Origin of the sequence: Shewanella sp. GXUN23E, from assembly GCF_050865035.1 — a bacterium.
GTDB lineage: Bacteria > Pseudomonadota > Gammaproteobacteria > Enterobacterales > Shewanellaceae > Shewanella.
Genome location: NZ_JBOZWP010000024.1, coordinates 28,935 through 48,793 on the forward strand (window position 1 = coordinate 28,935; position 19,859 = coordinate 48,793).

18 protein-coding genes are annotated in these 19,859 nt (G+C 53.0%); 9 read left to right on the forward strand and 9 right to left on the reverse strand.

The window, feature by feature from the left end:
- The first annotated feature begins 157 nt into the window (after positions 1-157).
- The gene (gene glnA, locus ACRRUX_RS17380) at positions 158-1,567 is read left to right on the forward strand and encodes a glutamate--ammonia ligase (protein ID WP_432532656.1); all 1,410 of its coding nucleotides are present in this window, start codon (positions 158-160) and stop codon (positions 1,565-1,567) included.
- Positions 1,568-1,632: 65 nt separating this feature from the next.
- Here glnA and ACRRUX_RS17385 read toward each other — a convergent pair whose 3' ends face one another.
- From ACRRUX_RS17385 to ACRRUX_RS17395, 3 genes are all read right to left on the reverse strand, one after another.
- The gene (locus ACRRUX_RS17385) at positions 1,633-2,445 is read right to left on the reverse strand and encodes a hypothetical protein (protein WP_432532658.1); all 813 of its coding nucleotides are present in this window, start codon (positions 2,443-2,445) and stop codon (positions 1,633-1,635) included.
- A gap of 166 nt (positions 2,446-2,611) precedes the next feature.
- On the reverse strand, positions 2,612-3,739 hold the full coding sequence (locus tag ACRRUX_RS17390) for an aminotransferase class V-fold PLP-dependent enzyme (protein ID WP_432532660.1): 1,128 nt from the start codon (positions 3,737-3,739) through the stop codon (positions 2,612-2,614).
- A complete protein-coding gene (locus ACRRUX_RS17395) occupies positions 3,736-4,944 on the reverse strand; it encodes a PrnB family protein (protein WP_432532662.1) in 1,209 nt (402 codons plus the stop codon). The genes ACRRUX_RS17390 and ACRRUX_RS17395 overlap by 4 nt, the downstream gene beginning before the upstream one ends.
- 396 nt (positions 4,945-5,340) lie before the next feature.
- Between ACRRUX_RS17395 and ACRRUX_RS17400 the strand changes: the two genes are divergently transcribed.
- Together ACRRUX_RS17400 and ovoA are read left to right on the forward strand one after the other, a co-directional pair.
- Positions 5,341-5,631 carry a hypothetical protein gene (locus ACRRUX_RS17400; RefSeq protein WP_432532664.1) on the forward strand — a complete coding sequence of 97 codons (291 nt, stop codon included), beginning with the start codon at positions 5,341-5,343 and terminating at the stop codon, positions 5,629-5,631.
- 209 nt (positions 5,632-5,840) lie between these two features.
- On the forward strand, positions 5,841-7,952 hold the full coding sequence (gene ovoA / locus ACRRUX_RS17405) for a 5-histidylcysteine sulfoxide synthase (RefSeq protein ID WP_432532666.1): 2,112 nt from the start codon (positions 5,841-5,843) through the stop codon (positions 7,950-7,952).
- Between the two features lie 134 nt (positions 7,953-8,086).
- Here the strand turns inward: ovoA and ACRRUX_RS17410 are convergent, their stop codons facing one another.
- Positions 8,087-9,637 carry an AbgT family transporter gene (locus ACRRUX_RS17410; RefSeq protein WP_432532668.1) on the reverse strand — a complete coding sequence of 517 codons (1,551 nt, stop codon included), beginning with the start codon at positions 9,635-9,637 and terminating at the stop codon, positions 8,087-8,089.
- Positions 9,638-9,953: 316 nt separating this feature from the next.
- Between ACRRUX_RS17410 and ACRRUX_RS17415 the strand changes: the two genes are divergently transcribed.
- The 3 genes from ACRRUX_RS17415 (at position 9,954) to glnG (ending at position 13,246) form a co-directional block, all read left to right on the forward strand.
- Positions 9,954-10,475: a DUF4124 domain-containing protein gene (locus ACRRUX_RS17415; protein ID WP_432532670.1), complete on the forward strand. Its 522-nt coding sequence runs from the start codon at positions 9,954-9,956 to the stop codon at positions 10,473-10,475.
- 261 nt (positions 10,476-10,736) lie between these two features.
- On the forward strand, positions 10,737-11,834 hold the full coding sequence (gene glnL, locus ACRRUX_RS17420) for a nitrogen regulation protein NR(II) (RefSeq protein WP_432532672.1): 1,098 nt from the start codon (positions 10,737-10,739) through the stop codon (positions 11,832-11,834).
- Positions 11,831-13,246: a nitrogen regulation protein NR(I) gene (gene glnG, locus ACRRUX_RS17425; protein WP_432532674.1), complete on the forward strand. Its 1,416-nt coding sequence runs from the start codon at positions 11,831-11,833 to the stop codon at positions 13,244-13,246. The genes glnL and glnG overlap by 4 nt, the downstream gene beginning before the upstream one ends.
- Positions 13,247-13,317: 71 nt before the next feature.
- On the opposite strand, the gene fieF is transcribed toward glnG, so the two are convergent.
- Positions 13,318-14,187, reverse strand: coding sequence for a cation efflux pump FieF (fieF, locus tag ACRRUX_RS17430; protein ID WP_432532676.1), 870 nt, complete (start codon positions 14,185-14,187; stop codon positions 13,318-13,320).
- 46 nt (positions 14,188-14,233) lie between these two features.
- Complete coding sequence (locus tag ACRRUX_RS17435) at positions 14,234-14,704, reverse strand: Spy/CpxP family protein refolding chaperone (RefSeq protein ID WP_432532678.1); 471 nt, start codon at positions 14,702-14,704, stop codon at positions 14,234-14,236.
- Positions 14,705-14,881: 177 nt separating this feature from the next.
- Here ACRRUX_RS17435 and ACRRUX_RS17440 point away from each other — a divergent pair, with 177 nt between their 5' ends.
- Together ACRRUX_RS17440 and ACRRUX_RS17445 are read left to right on the forward strand one after the other, a co-directional pair.
- A complete protein-coding gene (locus ACRRUX_RS17440) occupies positions 14,882-15,568 on the forward strand; it encodes a response regulator (protein ID WP_432532680.1) in 687 nt (228 codons plus the stop codon).
- Positions 15,568-16,944 carry an ATP-binding protein gene (locus ACRRUX_RS17445; protein WP_432532682.1) on the forward strand — a complete coding sequence of 459 codons (1,377 nt, stop codon included), beginning with the start codon at positions 15,568-15,570 and terminating at the stop codon, positions 16,942-16,944. The genes ACRRUX_RS17440 and ACRRUX_RS17445 overlap by 1 nt, the downstream gene beginning before the upstream one ends.
- Before the next feature lie 49 nt (positions 16,945-16,993).
- On the opposite strand, the gene ACRRUX_RS17450 is transcribed toward ACRRUX_RS17445, so the two are convergent.
- On the reverse strand, positions 16,994-17,974 hold the full coding sequence (locus tag ACRRUX_RS17450; RefSeq protein WP_432532684.1) for an MDR family oxidoreductase: 981 nt from the start codon (positions 17,972-17,974) through the stop codon (positions 16,994-16,996).
- 222 nt (positions 17,975-18,196) lie between these two features.
- Here ACRRUX_RS17450 and trmL point away from each other — a divergent pair, with 222 nt between their 5' ends.
- Positions 18,197-18,661, forward strand: coding sequence for a tRNA (uridine(34)/cytosine(34)/5-carboxymethylaminomethyluridine(34)-2'-O)-methyltransferase TrmL (gene trmL, locus ACRRUX_RS17455; protein ID WP_432532686.1), 465 nt, complete (start codon positions 18,197-18,199; stop codon positions 18,659-18,661).
- On the opposite strand, the gene ACRRUX_RS17460 is transcribed toward trmL, so the two are convergent.
- Together ACRRUX_RS17460 and ACRRUX_RS17465 are read right to left on the reverse strand one after the other, a co-directional pair.
- The gene (locus tag ACRRUX_RS17460; RefSeq protein WP_432532688.1) at positions 18,643-19,164 is read right to left on the reverse strand and encodes a hypothetical protein; all 522 of its coding nucleotides are present in this window, start codon (positions 19,162-19,164) and stop codon (positions 18,643-18,645) included. The two genes, trmL and ACRRUX_RS17460, sit on opposite strands and share 19 nt — an antisense overlap.
- Positions 19,145-19,717 carry a hypothetical protein gene (locus ACRRUX_RS17465; RefSeq protein WP_432532690.1) on the reverse strand — a complete coding sequence of 191 codons (573 nt, stop codon included), beginning with the start codon at positions 19,715-19,717 and terminating at the stop codon, positions 19,145-19,147. Before ACRRUX_RS17465 ends, ACRRUX_RS17460 begins: the two co-directional genes overlap by 20 nt.
- Between the last annotated feature and the right edge of the window lie 142 nt (positions 19,718-19,859).

The window sequence follows — 19,859 nt, forward strand, 5'->3', positions numbered from 1 at the left end:
CCCTAGCACATAAACTTTTATTTTCAAGTAGTTAAATTATTGGCACAGGTCTGGCATTATGTTTGGCACGCAAGAGCAAGCCAGCAACATAGCTGGTGCCCTACACAGCAGAATATTGATTTAAAGGTACCCTACCTTTTCCCAGCGGAGGCTTAGCATGTCATACGAAGCGGTTTTACAACAACTGGCAGACAACGAAGTAAAATTTGTGGATTTACGTTTTACCGACACCAAAGGTAAAGAGCAGCATGTTTCTATTCCTACCCATCAGGTAGATGCTGACTTCTTCGAAGACGGTAAAATGTTTGACGGCTCCTCCATTGCAGGCTGGAAAGGCATCAACGAATCAGACATGGTACTGATGCCAGATCCTGATACCTTCCTGCTGGATCCTTTCACCGAAGAAAGTACTGCCATTATCCGTTGTGACATCCTCGAGCCAGGCACCATGCAGGGCTACGATCGTGACCCACGCTCCATCGCCAAAAAAGCTGAAGAGTACCTGCGTGCCACCGGTATTGCCGACACCGTATTGGTAGGGCCAGAGCCAGAATTCTTCCTGTTCGATGACGTACGTTTCGGCACCGACATGAGCGGTACCTTCGTGAAGATCGACGCCAAAGAAGCAGCATGGAACTCTGCCACATCTTATGAAGACGGCAACACAGGTCACCGTCCATTCGTGAAAGGCGGTTACTTCCCTGTTGCTCCTGTGGATTCCTCTCAGGATCTGCGCTCTGCCATGTGTCTGGTACTGGAAGAGATGGGCCAGGTTGTTGAAGCCCACCACCACGAAGTGGCCACTGCCGGTCAGAACGAAATTGCGACCCGCTTCAATACCCTGACCAAGAAAGCTGACGAAATTCAGGTGTTGAAGTACGTGGTGCATAACATGGCTCACGCCTATGGCAAAACTGCGACCTTTATGCCCAAGCCAATCGTTGGCGACAACGGCAGCGGTATGCACGTGCACCAGTCTCTGGCCAAAGATGGCGTAAACCTGTTTGCCGGCGACAAGTACGGTGGTCTGTCTGAAACTGCGCTGTACTACATCGGCGGTATCATCAAGCACGCCCGCGCGCTGAACGCATTCACCAACCCAAGCACCAACTCCTACAAGCGTTTGGTACCACACTTCGAAGCCCCGGTAATGCTGGCTTACTCTGCCCGTAACCGCTCCGCGTCTATCCGTATCCCTGTGGTTCCAAGCCCGAAAGCCCGTCGTATTGAGACCCGCTTCCCGGATCCAACTGCCAACCCATACCTGGGCTTCGCTGCCCTGCTGATGGCTGGTCTGGACGGTATCCAGAACAAGATCCATCCGGGCGAAGCCATGGACAAGGATCTGTATGACCTGCCAGCGGAAGAAGCAGCAGAGATCCCAACTGTTGCCGAGTCTCTGGAAGTTGCTCTGGCGGCACTGGATAGCGATCGTGAGTTCCTGACCAAGGGTGGCGTATTCAGCAACGACTTCATTGATTCCTACATCAAGCTGAAGACTGCTGAAGCCGAGCGTGTGAGCCGCACCACTCACCCACTGGAGTTTGAAATGTACTACAGCCTGTAATTGTTGGCTGATTCCTACAGGACCCCGCATTGCGGGGTCTTTTGCTTGTAGGCCAGAATGTGCTGCTATTGCCCCAGCGTGGCCAGTTTTTCCGGTGGCAAAGAGTCACCATGCAATTCAATTGTTTTGTTCAAATCTGCCAGCTGCACATTGATCGCCTGTCCCCGCCGCGAAAAGGTCAGCTCCAGCATCGCCGCCTCACCACTGTTTTCCAGCTGTAATCTGAGATCGTCCCGATTGAATATTCTGACGCCGGCAACATGGGTCAGTACATCGCCATACTGCAGTCCAAGCGCTGACGCCTGAGCAGACATGGCCGAGCCAAAATAAAGTACGTTGGGGATCCCGGCGGCATACAATCCCTGCTGGTATTCCGTCTCATTGAGGGTTTCTTTGGCCTCCGCCCATAGCTCACGCCGCGCCTGCGCCAATTGAGTGTCATAGGCCCAACCTTCACGCAGTGCCTGCTTTTGCAGGGCGACATCGGCTTGCTGGATACGGGCGATAAAGGCGGTGGGATCGATACGACTGGCCGGGGCGGCGTCACCCGACTCAATGTCGGGACTGGTAGCAGAAGTGGGTGCCTGACTTGCAGAACGCTGTCTACCCGGCAGTTGCCGATAGGTCTCCATATGGGAAGCAATATCCCCCTTCAGACCAGCCTTGACCATCTTCAGCAGCAACTCATTTTCCAACTGCTGCATCTGCACTTCACGGCGCAGACGCGCCAGCTCCTGTTGTTCCGCCGACACCGCAGCCGCCTGTTCCGCGGCTTCCGGCTGCACCTGCGGCAAGCGCTCTGCATGCAACAGCAGCCAGGCTGCACTAAAACCAGCCAGCGCACCGGCAAGGCTGCTGAGGATTATCTGCTTCGCCATACTGCTCACATCCCTGAGTGTTGGAGATACTTAACGCTAGCAGTTTTCCATTGATTGATGAAGTGAGAATTGGAACTAACACATTGGTTTAATTAAACATAATGCACTAATTAATGCAGCTGCCGACGACAAAGGCACACATCTGCCGCCGCCAGTGGCACTCTGCTTATTCGGCTTCCTGAATGACAGCTATCAACCGCAGGATATCCGCCTGCGTGTTATAGATATGGGGAGAAATCCTCAGCCCATAGCGGCGACAATCTACACTGAAACCTGCACTGTTCAGTGTTAACAACAGAGCCTGATTATCCCTGCCATTGATAATGGCGGTACCACTGCGTTTGTCCGGCGCAACGGGAGAGACCAACATGCCCGGTAATCCCTGATGCAACAGATCCAGCAGTTGCTGGTTATGATGCCTGATATTGTCCACCCCAAGCTGCGTCAGATAGCTGATGCTGTGCGCCGCCATGGCATAGGGCGCTACAGATGGAGTCCCGCCCCAAAACCGCAATGCGCCGGGATGATAGCGAAACTGATGGATATCAAATTCAAAGGGATTTTCATGGCTGAACCAGCCGACATCTTTGGGCTGACACTCATCAAGCCTCGCCGGATTGACCCACAACCAGGCGGCACCAGGGCCACCGCAGAGCCACTTCACACAGGAACCCAGAACAAAATCCGCACCGAGCTTATCCAGCTCCAGCGGCAAAATGCCCGCCGACTGAGCCACATCCACAAGCATGATGATGCCTCTTTCTTTCGCTACTTGAGCAACATCCAGCACTGGCGCACACTCACCGGTATTGGAATACACATGGCTGACAAACACCAGATCCACCTCAGGCGTCAATCGCTCCGCCCATACCTGTGGGTCTGTGATATCCAGCCCGGCAGCAATAAAACGAATGTCAACATCCCCCAGCGCCTGTTGCATGGCAAACCCCATGCTGGGAAAATCCTGCTCACTCATCAGGACCACAGCGCCCCGCGACAGCCGGGGATGAGACATCAATACCTTGGTGAGCGCAGATGACAAATTTACCTGCGGACAGAAATTATCAGCATCTGTGCCATACAACTTTCCAAGCGCCTGACGAAATGCCTCAATGACCGTGAGCCACTCGCCCCAAGGCTCTTTGCCCGAAGTTTGCCAGGGAGCCCAAAATGCCTGCTCAAAAGCCTGCTGCGCCGTTTTAAGCGGTCGCCCCACGGAATGGCTCTGCAGGTAGGTTTCGTCAGGCAGAATAAAAGCATCGCGGCAGTTGTCATCCAGGAACTCTGCCATCATCCAGCGCTCCTTTCTGTCAGCAGAGTCCTGAGTCTGGCAATATCCTCATGGCGGGTGCGAATGTCACTGCGTACCGCCGCGCAGCGTCTGTCTCTGAGCTTTTCCAGCGCCCCAAGCAGCACAGGCAGCGGCGGACCACTGGCGGTCACCTTATCCAGATGCCGGGCTTCCATGGCACCAGCCGGCACGGCAATATACTTGGCAACCAGTTGGTCGTGATGCTGGATAGCAGTATCACCATGGCAGTCGCAGGCGCGCAGAAACAGCGCCAGATTGCGCTGAAACCACTGGCTGTCGCTGCTGTTATCCGCCGCAGCGAGGAAGGCATCCAGATAGTTGGGCATGCGCATGCAGTCACGCAGGATCTGTTGATCCTCAGGCATCATGTACAGGAATTTATCCACCAGCATCTGGGAATATGCAGGGTCATTGGCCACGCACAGCCCCAACAGCATATCGATGACATTGATACCGGCAAAATCACCGGCATTGGCGCCACGATACACCTGGCTGCCGACGCGATAGGGTTTGTAGTAAGGCCGCACCTGATAAAAGAACTCATCAGTATCCAGACGCGCAAACAACTCCTGATTGGAAGCCTTCACATCTTCCAGCGCACAGGCACAGACCTTCAGCAAATCGGCTGCAATCGGATGGGAGATCCCAAGCGCCTGCAACTTCAACAGAGCATCAGCTGCGCGTTTATAGGCCAGAATGCCTTTGGTGTTGTAATCCACAAACAGCTTTTCACTGTCCAGACTGGTAAAGCGTTTGTAGATACCATTGAATGCGCGGTTGTGAGTGGTCAGATGGGCGGTGGCAAATCTTGGTGTTACGCCGATGGAGGCGCCGATATGCATTGCCAATGCCGAGGCGTCACGCAGCGGTGATACCGTTTCCCGTGATGGCTCGGTAATGTCATGGCGACGACAGGCAGCCATAAACAAGCCCACATTACCAAGCAAATCGAAGGCAGAATCAAATCCTTCATCGGTATTGCCCTCGGCCAGCAGTGCTGCAATCAGGGCATTCCCCTCCTGCAACAGTGTCTGCTTCAACTCATCACCAACACCATCGACATTGCCTCTGTCTTGTTGCTGCCAATAAAGTGTTTCCAGAGCGGTATTCAATTCCACAAATCTGCTGCGGATCCAGTGGTCAAATGCATTGCTGTTTGGCGTCACCTGTCTGCCCTCAAAATCCATCTCGTTCCATGTCCTGATTCAACCTATCACAGCCTCGGCAGCAAAAAAGCCTGTCTGGCGACCAGATCTATGCAACAGGCTGGCAAGCTGCCGATACAACAGGCCTAAGCGAATGATTTAATGACAGATATTAGTAAATCCGGACGAAGCCCACCCTGAAACCACAGCAAATATCAGAATATTAGCAATTCAATCAACTACTTATATACAAGCCGAGAATGTCAGCAGGATACATTTTTTTACACTTACGACAAACCTGCTCCCTGCCTGATTTTTATCCAACATGGCAAGCAAAAAATTTCACAACAACAAAAAACACCTTGGACAGCAACATTTTGTTTACGCTAGACTTTAATTGTGACGAAGATCACGTATGCAAACCAGCAGGAGTTTTGTATGTATAAGAATTTATTAAACAAGTCAGTCATTTTCGGGTTGGCTCTGGCGGCGTCGGGTACAGTTGTGGCTCAGGGCACAGATACTGTGATCTGCAACGATTGCAACGCTGCCAAGATCGAACAACTGGTGAATCAGCACACCGACAACAACCTTTATGTGGTTGATTTTGTAAACGCAACCGCCCAGAAAGTAAGTCAGGGCCAAACTGTAAAGCTGTCAGTATCAGAACTGAACTCGCTGAACAACAAATACGACTACCGCAAAACCCCACTGCGGGCCGTTCGCTAATCTCCGCGGGTAAAGAGGAAGTCACTAATCCCCTTGCTCTTTACCCCATCTCATTGCTCTCCCACTGAAACCGGAAGACTGGCAATCTGCCGTCATCCCTGCGATGTTAAAGCATAAATGGTGATCTCACCCGGTGGCATCAAACATGGCTTCACCACTGTTGGTGAGCGTTTGTTTGACTCGCAAACCGGCAGTGACAAGGAGATGCAATGCTGGAATATTCCCCCCTAAACCACACTCTCTGGCTCAGCGCGGAGCATGAGTCTTTGGTCAGAAAACAACTCAAAGCCAGCTTCAATCATACCTGGGAGCTTTATGAGTCGCTGTTTTCCGTAATAAACGCCGATGATGCTTACTACCTCAAGGCTGAGCCACTGCGTCATCCGCTAATCTTCTATTTCGGCCATACCGCCAGTTTTTTCATCAACAAACTCAAGCTGGGTAAATATCTCGAGCACAGGGTTAACCCTGAATTTGAGTCCATGTTTGCCATTGGCGTGGATGAAATGTCCTGGGATGATCTCGATGAGCGTCATTATCAATGGCCTTCTGTTGCGGCAGTAAGAGCCTATAGAAACGAGGTTAAACACTGCATTAATCAGTGGATTGATGATATGCCACTGACGCTGCCCATCACTCAGCAATCTCCCGCCTGGGTTATCCTGATGGGGATAGAGCATGAACGTATTCATCTGGAAACCTCTTCGGTCATTATCCGCCAGCTGCCGCTGCAATATGTCACCGCTTCAACATCCTGGCCTGCTTGCCCGGATGTCGGCCCGGCACCTGACAATTCGTTGATCAGTGTCAGCAGCGGCAAAGTGATCCTGGGGAAGCGCGAGGAAGATCTCACCTATGGCTGGGACAATGAATACGGCGTTCGTCAGGTAGAGCTGAATGACTTCAGAGCCAGCCGCTATCTGGTATCCAATGGTGAATATCTGGAATTTGTTGAGGACTGTGGCTATCAAACCCCAAGATTCTGGAGCGAAGAAGGCAAAGCCTGGCTGGCCTTCAGCAAGGCAACCCACCCCAGATTCTGGCGTCGGCAAGACTCCCGGATATGGCAACGCAATCTGACCGAAGAGATCCCGCTGCCCCTGAACTGGCCGGTAGAAGTCAATCAACTGGAAGCCAAGGCCTTCTGCAACTGGAAAGCGGAAAAATTGCAGGCGCCGATACGTCTGCCAAGTGAAGCCCAATGGTACAAAATACGGCAGGAACTCCAGGGCGAAGCCTTCGAGTGGGCCGATATAAAGGCCAATATTGCTTTGTGCCATTATGCCTCTTCCTGCCCGGTGAACCGCTTTGAGCAGCAGGGATTTTACGATCTGGTCGGCAATGTCTGGCAATGGACAGAAACGGCTATCGATGGCTATGCCGGCTTCAAAGTACATCCCCTTTACGATGACTTTTCCACCCCGACATTTGATGGCAAACACAATCTCATCAAAGGCGGCAGCTGGATCTCAACCGGTAACGAAGCCATCGCCTCTGCCCGTTATGCGTTTCGCCGGCATTTTTATCAGCATGCGGGTTTCCGTTATGTCGAGTCCAGCGAAGCTGCCGACGCCGGCATCAGCGTCAATCCCTACGAAACCGATGAGCTGGTGTCCCAGTATCTGGAGTTTCATTACGGCAAGAGTTACTTCAATGTCGCCAATTTCTGTGTTCATGGCGTCACTACAGCGCTGGAGGAGATACAGCTCAAACAAACCCGCAAAGCTCTGGATATTGGCTGCTCTGTTGGACGTGCCAGCTTTGAACTGGCGCGCACCTTTGATCATGTGGATGCCATCGACTTCTCGGCACGATTTATCTCGCAGGCCTATGATCTGGTTGAACAGGGAGAGAAGCGATATACCATCCCCAGCGAAGGGGAGTTGGTCGAATTCAAATCCATCAGTCTGAAGGCGCTTGGTTATCAGGATATTGCTGACAAAATCGAATTTGTTCAGGGAGATGCCTGCAACCTCAAGCCAAGATTCACCGATTACGATCTGGTGTATGCTGCCAATTTGATAGACAGGCTCAATGACCCGGCGCGTTTTCTTGCCAGTATCAGCGACCGGATCAAGCCCGGCGGCTATCTGGTGTTGTCATCCCCTTATACCTGGCTGGAGCAATACACTCCCAGAGATAAATGGCTGGGCGGTATTAAGGTCAACGGCGAGAACTTCACGACCCTTGAAGGCCTGACGGAACAACTGATAGTGCAGTTTGAACTGGTGGCGGTGCGGGAGATCCCCTTTGTGATCCGGGAAACCCGGCGCAAATACCAGCACAGTTTGTCGGAAATGAGCATCTGGCGAAAGCGCTGACCACACGCAGAGCGCCGTACTATTTCCGCTATTAAGCACTGATTTTTATCTTACGAATCTGCATATTAAAGAAAAACACCCGCGCGAGCGGGTGTTTTATTTTAAGCATAGCAGCTTATAACTATTGTGAAAGTTTACAGACCGTAGGTATAGCTTGCCTGTAGACCCAGTGGAATACCCAGTCCCCAGTATGCCAGCAGGAACAACGTCCAGCCGGTGAGGAACACGATGGAATAAGGCAGCATCATGGCGATCAAAGTACCGATGCCGGTGTTTTTCACATACTTCTGGCAGTACACCACCACCAGCGGGAAGTAAGGCATCAGCGGCGTAATGATGTTTGAACCGGAATCACCGATACGGTAAGCCGCCTGAGTTAGATCCGGAGAGATATTCAGTTGCATCAGCATAGGCACAAAAATCGGCCCCAGCAGTGCCCATTTAGCCGAGCTTGAACCCACAAACAGGTTTACGAAGGCGGTCAGGAAAATAATGCCGACAATGGTCACGCCCGATGGCAATGCCATCGACTTGAGTACCTCAGCCCCTTCAATCGCCAGCAAAGCCCCCAGATTGGATTTACCAAACGCAGCGATAAACAAGGCGCAGAAGAACGCCATCACAATGTAATAAGCCATGCTGCCCATGGACTTGCTCATGGCATCAATCATGTCCTTGGTGCTTTTGAAAGTCCCCACGGTAAAACCGTAAACAGCCCCGGGGATCCAGAACAGCAGGAAAATCAAAGGCACGATTGATTGCATTAGTGGAGCCTTGAAATCAGTCAGTTCGCCATTGGCTGCACGCAATGGTGAGTCCGCCGGGCTGCTGGCCAGATACAGCAGCACCAGCCCGGTCAGCATCACAGCCGACGCCAGCTGGAACGCGCGCTTCTCTTTAGCGGCCACTTCATCAAATGAAGGCAGCGAACTGGTATCCCCATCAACCTGGGTATTTTGCAGCCGAGGTTCGATGATCTTATCGGTAATGTACCAACCCAGCAGCACGATAAACAGGCTGGACGCAGAGGTGAAGAACCAGTTGTTGAGCGGATTGACCGCAATTTGCGGATCAATAATCTGCGCGGCGCTCTGAGTGAAACTCTGCAGCAAAGGATCCAGACCGGAAGGCACAAAGTTGGCACCGAAGCCGCCACTTACCCCGGCAAAGGCTGCGGCAATACCCGCCAGTGGATGACGCCCCATGGCATAAAAAATCACCCCAGCCAGAGGGATCACCAGCACATAACCGGCGTCGGTTGCGGTATGACTGACAATCGCAATCAGAATAATGGATGGTGTCAACAGCTTGGCCGGCGTGACCTTGAGCATCAATTTCAGCGCCGTATTAATAAAGCCGGAGTGCTCAGCCACCCCTACCCCCAACATGGCCACCAGCACAACGCCCAGAGGAGCAAAACCGGTAAAGGTAGTGACCATGGACGACAAAAAGCCTGCCAGCGCATCACCTGTCATCAGGTTGTTTACCACCAGCGCCTGACCGGTGCGGGGATCGATGGTATCAAACTGAAATTGAGAGAAAATCGCCGATAAGAACCATATCAGTAACATGGCACACAGAAAAATCACTGCCGGATCGGGCAACTTGTTACCCACAGTCTCAATACTGTTCAATATCCGGGTGACAGCGCCCTTTGACTGTCCCGAATCTACTTGCTGTTGCATCACAGTCTCCTGCTATTTTTTGTTTTAAGTTGCTTATGCAACGCCCGCTCCCCCGTTGACCGGCGCAACAAAAGTCAGATAAACCGTGCCATGGTGTCAGACACAGATTTTATCGAGTGCGGTAAGATAGAGGTAAATGAGTACTGACTCAAGTGATTGACTTGTCTACTGTGCTCAACATCCTGTACGCATTTCATTTAAATCACAGGGTTAAATTCCCGCGATTGGAAATATCCCGTTTCCAAACGATGCTTTTTTCTACAAAAGCCATTAATCTTTAACCAGAAATGAACTGGCTGATTCTCCAGGTGGATAGATGAAAACATTACTGCTGACACTCGCGTTACTGAGCTTGCCGCTGCAGGCCTCCGTCTACAGATGGGTCGATGAGCAAGGTGTGGTTCACTATTCCGATACCCCGGTTGAGGGCGCAGTGATCATTGAACTGAAGGAAAATACCCACAACAAAATGGTATTGCCCAATCTTCCGGACACCCCTCAGGAGCAGGCCGATGCAGTTGGTTATCAGCTCCAGATAACCGAACCAGAGCAGGAAGCAACGATCCGAGACAATAACGGCGACTTCAATGTTCTGGCGGCAATCACCCCCCAACCTCCTGAAGGCACCCGTTATCAGTTATTATTGGATGGTCAGGCCTGGGGTACTGCTCAACCCCGGCCGGTATTTCAGCTGACCGGTATTGATCGGGGCGAACACACCTTGTCGATTAAGGCATACAGTGCGGCCGGAAAGCTGCTGGCCAGTACACCGGAACGGATTATCTACCTGCATCAGGCCTTCGTCAGACCCACATCCCGTCCTCAACCCAGATCCTGACCCTGACTCTGAACCCTGCACCAGAGCCATGAGTGCCATCTGAAAAAACGGCAGTGGTTTTGCATTATCTGGTATAGACCAGAGCAAACCTGTCTGGATTTCAGAAGGCCTGCTGACACATTGGCAAAGGACTGCAGATTTAATCCTTATTTTTCATAATCTTGCCAACTTTCACAGGTGTCTGAGCAGATGCGCTGACGCTTGCACACTGCACTAATTTGGCGCACCATAATGGTGCATACAATAATCAGTGGAAAATGAATGTCGAACCTCTCGCCAACAATTTTGTTGAATCATATGGTTACCGCAGTGCTGGTAATAGATCAGCAGCTGCAAACTCATTATGCCAACACCGCGGCTGAGCAGTTGTTTGGGCTGGGATGTCACAGACTCACTCAGGCACCGCTGACAGAAATGTGCGAACAATTGGGCATCGAAATGCACCGGCTGCAGGAAGCCGTGCTGCAGGCTCAGGGGCTCACCGTAAATACCGCTACGCTGATTACCCTGGATAACCGTCAGCACGCTGTAGACATTACTCTGGTACCCCTGGAACAAAGCCCACTGCCTCAAATATCCGGCCCACTTGGATTACTCGAGCTCAGGCAGGTGGATCAGCAAAGACGCATCCATCAGCAACTCAGTCAGGATGCGCAGCAACAGGCCGCACAATTTCTGGTCCGCAACCTGGCCCATGAGATAAAAAATCCCCTCGGAGGTCTGCGTGGAGCCGCACAGCTGCTGTCGCGGGAACTGCACGAACCGCACCTGCAGGAGTTTACCGGCATGATTATCGAGCAGGCCGATCGACTGCGCTCGCTGGTTGACCGATTGCTCGGACCACAGCGTCCGACCCCACACTGCATGCACAATATTCATCAGGTCTGCGAAAAAGTACTGCAACTTTCCAGACTGGCCAGCCCGGACAACATTGAACTCAAACGGGATTATGATCCGTCAATTCCGGATATGCTGATGGATGCCGATCAGCTGCAGCAGGCGCTGCTTAACATAGTACAAAATGCACAGCAGGCGCTGGAGAATCACGGGGGCGAAATCTGTATCCGCACCCGCACCCGTCATCAGGTCACCATAGGTCCGGTGCGCCATCGTCTGGTGCTGGAGCTGTCGGTCACTGATAATGGTCCCGGGATCCCCGCAGAATTGATGGATACCCTGTTCTATCCCATGGTGACGGGCAAAGAAACCGGCTCAGGCCTTGGGCTTTCTATCGCCCATAACATTACCCGCCTGCATGGCGGACGTATCGATTGTGAATCAGTTCCCGGACACACAGCATTCACCCTGTTGCTGCCGCTGGGCAGTCAACCTCATACCCAACCGGAGGAGAGCCTATGACAGAGCAGGTCTGGATCCTTGATGATGACAGTTCCATTCGCTGGGTATTGGAGCGGGCACTGGCCACCGCCAAAATCAGTTGTGCCAGTTTCGCGGCAGCGGAATCACTGTGGCAGGCTCTGCAAACCGCCAAACCCAGAGTGATCATCTCGGATATCCGTATGCCGGGTACCGACGGTCTGACGCTGCTGGAGCGCCTGCAACTGCATCACCCGGATATCCCGGTGATTATCATGACCGCCCACTCAGATTTGGACAGTGCTGTCAGTGCCTATCAGGCCGGTGCGTTTGAATATCTACCCAAGCCCTTCGATATAGACGAAGCCATCACCCTGGTCGAACGGGCGCTGAGTCATGCCAAAGAGCAGGCACCTTCCCTGCCTGCAGAACCGGAATTGAAAGCGCCGGAGATCATTGGTGAAGCGCCGGCCATGCAGGAGGTTTTTCGCGCCATCGGCCGCTTGTCCCGCTCCTCCATCAGCGTACTTATCAATGGTCAATCCGGTACCGGCAAAGAGTTGGTCGCCGGAGCACTGCACAAGCACAGCCCAAGACGGGATAAGCCCTTTATCGCGCTGAATATGGCCGCGATCCCCCGTGATCTGATCGAATCAGAACTGTTCGGTCACGAAAAAGGCGCCTTTACCGGCGCATCATCGGTGCGTCAGGGCAGATTCGAGCAAGCCAACGGCGGCACGCTGTTTCTCGATGAAATCGGTGATATGCCGCTGGATGTGCAAACCCGTTTGCTCAGGGTACTGGCCGACGGTCAGTTCTACCGGGTGGGTGGTCATTCGCCGGTACAGGTGGACGTCAGGATAATCGCTGCAACCCATCAGAATCTGGAGCAACGGGTGGCTGACGGTCAGTTTCGTGAAGATCTGTTTCACCGTCTCAATGTCATCAGGGTCCATCTGCCTCCATTGTCACAACGCCGGGAAGATATCCCCCAGCTGGCAATTCACTTTCTCGCCTCAGCCGCCAGAGAAATGGGCGTGGAAGGCAAAACGCTGGCGAAAGAAACAGCCGCCAAACTGCAGCAACTGGACTGGCCTGGAAACGTGCGGCAACTGGAAAACACCTGTCGCTGGCTGACGGTTATGGCATCCGGCCAGGAGATCCTGCCGCAGGACCTTCCTCCTGAGTTGCTGGAAAGCCCTGTCTCGGTTGGCAAAAAACCAGCCGTTGGCGGCGATTGGCAGGATGCCCTGCGTACTTTGGTGGAAGCCAGATTGAAAGCAGGTGAGACTGAGTTGCTCAACGAGCTGATGCCAACCTTCGAACGCATCATGCTGGAAGCGGCGCTCGAATATACCCATGGCCACAAACAGGACGCGGCCCGCTGCCTGGGCTGGGGACGCAACACATTGACACGCAAGCTAAAAGAGCTGGCAATGGAAGCCGAATACTGAACCTGGACTCAGAAAACACAAAGCCCGCCGATGATAGGCGGGCTTTGTTTTGCAGAGGATTTGCGCAGTGGTTACACAGGATCCTGATGCACCAGCACTTCGGCCTCCCCCAGATGCTGATGAATGCGCTGCTCTACGGCATCCGCAATGGAATGGGCCTCAAGCAGTGACAAATGACCATCCAGCTCCAGATGCAGTTGCACAAAAGTGGTTTTACCGGACTGACGGGTGCGCAGATCATGGAATCCCTTGACCCTGGGGTCCGCCATCACCAATTCAACTATCTGCTTGCGGGTATCGGCATCCAGCTCCCTGTCCAGCAGCGACTGGGCGCTGTCATAAGCCAGCTGTGCAGCCTGCCAGCCAATATATAAAGCGATAATGAACGCAAACAGACCATCAGCCCACAACCAGCCGAAACTGGCCAGCACCAGCGCCAGCAGCACCCCGGCATTCAGGAACAGATCCGATTTATAGTGCAGAGAGTCGGCGGCCACCACAGTGCTGCCGGTAGCCTCAAGCGCCTTTTTCTGCAACATCACCAGCGCCAGAGTCAACGCAATCGCGATGGCCGATACGCCAATCCCCACCCAGGCGTGTTCCAGTGGTTGTGGCTGCCCGAGTCGCTCAATCCCATGGATCAGCAACAGCACTGCCGACCCGAGAATAAATACCGACTGAGCCAGAGAGGCCAACGGCTCGGCCTTGCCATGTCCATACCTGTGGTCTTTATCGGCGGGCACAATGGCATAACGAATGGCCAGCAGATTGACAATGGAAGCCAGCGCATCGGCAAAGGAGTCAGTCAGGGAAGCCAGCATACTGGCAGAATCAGAATACAGCCAGGCAAACAATTTGATGATAATAAGGGTCAGTGCCGTGGCCACTGAGGCACGGCTGGCCAGCCTGACCCAATAATCGTAGCGGGAAGTTTCAGTCATAACGCCAATAATGTCTCCGTGTTATCGGCGTTATGTTACTTCAAAATCAGTTCTTTTTACCCTGATTTGCACATTTTTCCATACGCTGTTGCAGTTTCTGCTGCTGTTCTGCAGTCAGCAGGTTGTAGATTTTGTTCTGAGACTCGAGTTTTTTCAGCATCATTTCCTGACGCAGATTCTGCTGCTTTTCAATCAGGGCAGAGGCTTTGGCCTTGTCAAACTGTGGCGCAGTAATCAGCGCCTGCATTTGCTGATGATGAGCAGAGTTTGCTCCCTGATTATTGGGGCCTCTTTGCTCTTTGGCGATCGCCTTAATCTGAGCTTTCTGCTCAGCAGTCAGATCCAGCCCTCGGAACATACCATGCCCCATCAGATCGCAACCCTTGCCTTGCATTTGATGGCCGCCTTTATGCTGATGCCCTTCCCCGTCATGTGGGCCAGCCATCACAGGCGATGCCAGCAATACCGCACCGGTAACCCCTGCCAATACCAGCGATTTCAACGTAATAGCTTTCATTATGTCACCTCAGTTTGTTGATTTGGTTCCCAGTGTAAACAGCTATGAGTCAATCAGGGTTATTGGAAGGTAAATGAATGTAAAGTGCTGTGATCTTTACTCAGGATTACAAAGTCTGAATGCCGTTGACGGTAAAAATTGTATACTGCATCAACGCGATAAGTGATGAGGAAAACCATGAACCGGATTCTGTTGATCGATGACGATTTGGGGCTGTCAGAACTGCTGGGCCAGCTGCTTGAACTGGAAGGCTTCAAACTGACCATTGCCCACGATGGCCAGGCAGGGCTGGATCTGGCACTGAGCTGTGACTTCGATCTTATCCTGCTGGACGTCATGCTGCCCAAGCTCAATGGCTTCGAGGTACTCAAGGCCCTGCGCCTCAACAAACAAACTCCGGTAATGATGCTGACCGCCAAAGGAGACGAGATTGACCGGGTGGTTGGACTCGAGATCGGCGCCGATGATTACCTGCCAAAACCCTTTAACGACAGAGAGCTGGTTGCCAGAGTCAGGGCGATTATCCGCCGCTCGGGCTTGAGCGTTCAGGAATTGCAAAATCCCCATGGGCAGATCCTTGGTGATCTGCTGCTGGATCAATCCCGTCAGGAAGCCTACTGCAATGACAAACTGCTGGTACTGACCGCCACCGAGTTCAGTTTGCTGTATGTGCTGGCCAACAATGCCGGAGAGCTGATGACCAAAGAAGTCCTGAGTGAAGAGGTGTTGGGCAAAAAACTGATGCCGTTTGACCGCTCGCTGGACATGCATCTGTCGAACCTGCGCAAGAAGCTGCCCCCCAGAGATGATGGTCGCCCCAGAGTAAAAACCATCAGGGGCAAAGGTTATATCTGGATCCCCTGATGAAATACTCATTCACGCCCAACAAAATTTTCATCAAACTGCTGCTGGGTTTCTGGCTGTGCAGCTCGATGATCATCGCCATCGTTGCCCTGCTGCCACTGCTGCAGGAACGCTATGACAGGGCGCCGCTGCAGCCCAGGCTGGAGCTGCAATTGAGTAAAGCCGCCTCCTGGCTGCAGCAGGAAGCCGCAGGCAAATCCTTCCATATGCTTAATCAGTGGAACGGCCATCGCCCGGGAGAAGAGCGACCAGTTCGTTTTTACCTGATGGATGCGGATGGCCAGCTGATCAATGGCAAACGCAGTTCCAGACTGCTGCGCCAGTTTATGCTGATGGCAGAAGAAGCCGGTCATCCCATCAGTCACCAGTTCCGCAATGATCTGGTCTTCGGGCCCTATGAATTTACTATGCGAGGCAAGCAATATTCACTGTTCGGGCGGATGCCGGCGCACCATCCCAGACCCTTGTTCCTGTTCCTTGCTGACAACAAGCTGGCGACGTTGCTGCTGGCCATCGCCTTATCCGGCAGTCTTTGCGCGCTGCTGGCATGGCATTTGGGCAAGCCTCTGAGGCAATTGAAATCCAGTGCAGAAGCACTGGCCAAAGGCGAACTGGATTGCCGGGTCGACAGTCGCACAGCCAAACGCTCGGATGAAGTCGGTCAGCTGGCACAGGCATTCAACGCCATGGCCGATGCCATTCAAACGACCCTCAACAGTCAGCAGCGGCTGATCAGCGATGTCTCCCATGAACTGAGAACTCCCCTCACCCGTCTGCAGCTGTCGCTGGCACTGGCCCGTAAAAGAGGGTTGCAGGGAACCGAAATCGACCGCATCGGCTATGAAGCAGAGCAACTTGAATTGCTCATCAATGAACTGCTCGAACTGTCCAGGGTGAAAAGCCCGGATGCGCAACAGATGAAACTGCTGGATCTGTCCGAAACCCTGTGTCAGGTGCTGGATGACGCCGAATTTGAAGCTGAGCAGCAGTTCAAGCTGCTGCACATCGACATTCCCGAACAGCTTGAATTGGTTCACAACCCCAGACTCATCTCCCGGGCCATTGAAAACCTGCTGCGAAATGCCATCCGCTATGCCAGCGCCAGAGTCACTCTGATCGCCAGATCTGCAGGTGATTGGCTTGAAATCTGTATTGAGGACGATGGTCCGGGGATCCCTCCCCATGAGCTGGAAGCAATCTTTCGCCCCTTCTACCGTCCCGACAGTGCCAGGGAGCGGGAAAGCGGAGGCTGGGGATTGGGACTGGCCATTACGCAGGCCGCCATTCAGGCACACAATGGCGTCGTCAAAGCCGGAAATGCATCGCCGACAGGGCTGAGAGTAGTGATAAGACTGCCACTGGTACGCCACTCATGAAAAAGCGGGCCGCAGCCCGCTGTTTTGAAATGCTTTCAGCGATTAGGCGTTACAGCTGAACCAGTACCCGCCCGGTAATCTGTCCACGAATAATCCGGTTGGCATACTCTTCTACCTGCTCAAGGGTAATCGCCTCACAGGCCTGCGCAAAGAAACTGTCCGGCAGGATGTTCACAATACGTTCCCAGGCGGCCTGACGTTTGGCGAAAGAACAGTACACTGAGTCGATACCCTGCAGGCGTACGCCGCGCAGAATAAAAGGCATTACCGTGGTAGGCAGCGCAAAGCCACCGGCCAGGCCACAGATAGCAGCAACAGAGTCGTACTTCATCTGCGACAGGGCGGTAGCCAGCACCTTGTTACCGACAGTGTCAACCAAACCGGCCCACAGCTGTTTTTCCAGTGGACGGGCATCGCGGTCCAGCTCGCGGCGGTCAATGACGCGAGCAGCGCCCAGTGCCTCAAGCAATTCACCATTGGCTTCTACTCTGCTACTGCAGGCCACGACTTCATAACCCAGCTGTGCCAGCAAGGTTACCGCCACACTGCCGACACCACCACTGGCTCCGGTCACCAGCACAGGACCGGACTCAGGCTGAACGCCACCATCCAGCAGCGCCTGCACACACAACATGGCCGTCAGGCCAGCGGTACCAATCTGCATGGCTTTGGTTTCATCACAACCTGCCGGCATAGGCACCAGCCAGTCCGCTTTGAACCTTGCCTTCTGCGCCATGCCGCCCCAATGACCTTCTCCCACACCCCAACCGGTCAGAATGACCTTATCTCCGGCCTGATATCTGTCATCAGTGGACTCAACCACTGTGCCGGCGCAGTCAATTCCCGGCACCATAGGAAACTGTGTCACGACCGGCGCCTTGCCGGTTACCGCCAGACCATCCTTGTAGTTGATGGATGAACAGGCTACATCGACCAAAACCTCTCCCTCAGGCAGATCGTCGATGGCAATCTCAGTTAAACGGGCGATGGTCTTTTTATCTTCCTGGTTGAGCAGGAGAGCTTTCACCATAATCAGAATCTCTCTGGTTGGGCGCACGGGCGCATGGAAATAAGTGTTCCCGAAAGCGAAACAATTCACCATCGAGCATTAGCTGTTGCTACTATAAAACCGGATCCTACCTTTGTACGCCAGTACAAACTGTGATTGGCACTTGAGTTTCCCCTCCCAAGCCATTCGGCGCCGGTCTTGATATAATCCCTGTCAACTTACCGTCCTTTGCAGCTTCAGACTATGTTTCATATCGCACTTTACGAACCCGAAATCGCTCCCAATACCGGCAATATTATGCGCCTGTGCGCCAACAACGGCTGCCAGCTGCATCTGATTGAACCGCTCGGATTTGATTTGGAAGAGAAGAAACTGCGCCGCGCCGGACTGGACTACCGGGATATGGCCAATGTCACCCGTCACGCTGACTTTGACGCCTTTCTCACGGCCATGGCAGGCAAACGCATTCTGGCCTGCACAACCAAAGGCAGCCGACCGCATTCAGAACTCAGCTATCAGCCCGACGATGTATTGTTGTTCGGCCCGGAGACCCGGGGACTGCCAATGACAATCATCGACAGCATTCCAGCAGCGCAGCGCCTGCGGATACCTATGCTGCCTGACAGCCGGAGTCTAAATCTGTCCAATGCTGTGGCCATTATCAGTTATGAAGGGTTGCGTCAGTTGGGTTATCCGGGGGCCGGTTGATTCGCAGCGGTCCGGCTCAGGCCTATCCCCCGAATCACCTGATAATCGGTAAAGTCATCGTCAAGAAACTGCACCTGCTGCAACCATTGCCAGCCCTCAGGTACAGGTTCAAAAATCAATCGGATTAGTGCCGGTCGCTCGGTGACTTCACCTTCACCCAGCAGCGAAAAACCATCCTCCTGCTGATACAGGCTGAAGCGACGCACAACCGGTTCCAGTTCCCCTTTGCCAAGCAATAAACGCACATCATTTTGCTGCTGGGTAAACCACCAGGATTCAGAAGCATGTCCACGGATATTCAGAGCGATAAAAAGCTGCAGGCCGTCTGCGCTGCAAACGGCCTGCATTGAGGTTGATTTGGGTGACTGTCCCGGTTCAGCAGATGTACCCTGCCATGTACCGGACAGGGCTTCACACAGAGGAAAGAGCGGTGATTTTGCTGCCGTCACTGGCCATGCCAACAGGCATGACAGCAGCAACGCATTAGAATAATTCGATGTCATCCTCGGGTTCCAGGTGCTCATCCCGGTAAAGCGCCAGTGCTTCACTCAAGGGAGTTCCCTGAATCACAAGATCGAACATTTTTCGTTCACATTCAAGAGAGTAATTCATCTTAATCTCTTTCTGAATCGCCTTCCAGGACTGGGGTTTAATACGTCGCAATTCATCACTGAGGATGTCTTCTGTCAGTTCAAGCCCGGTGACTACGTGCTCAAGCCGCTGGGATAAACGGTCGTAAAACTGGAAAGCAATTACCCCTTCGTTGATTTTTGACTCAAGCACGTTGCCGTGGGCCATGATGTCAGCAGGGGTATCCGGAGAAGCTTTGAGGTGTTTGTTCACCTCACGCAAGTGCCCGGCCATTTCAGTAAAGAGCAGCCCAAGACCGGTTACATTGTGGTCACCATCGGTCAGGGTGAGTTCAATCTGGGCCATCGACAAGAGCAATAATTTGACGGTTTCATGGATATGAATCCAATCCACCACATGAGGCTCGGCGCCTTCGATATGGCCTGCTGTGTCCAGGTTACCCTGATCCAAGTTCAAATCTGCCATTATGCTTTCCCTGTATGCACTTGAATTCTGACTTGCGTAGTTCACACCGCAGAATCAACGGAATTTGATACAGAGTAAGTGTAGAACACTTCACTCAAAGTCGTGGGCGGAAAGGAAAAAAGCAGAAAAAAAAGCGCATATC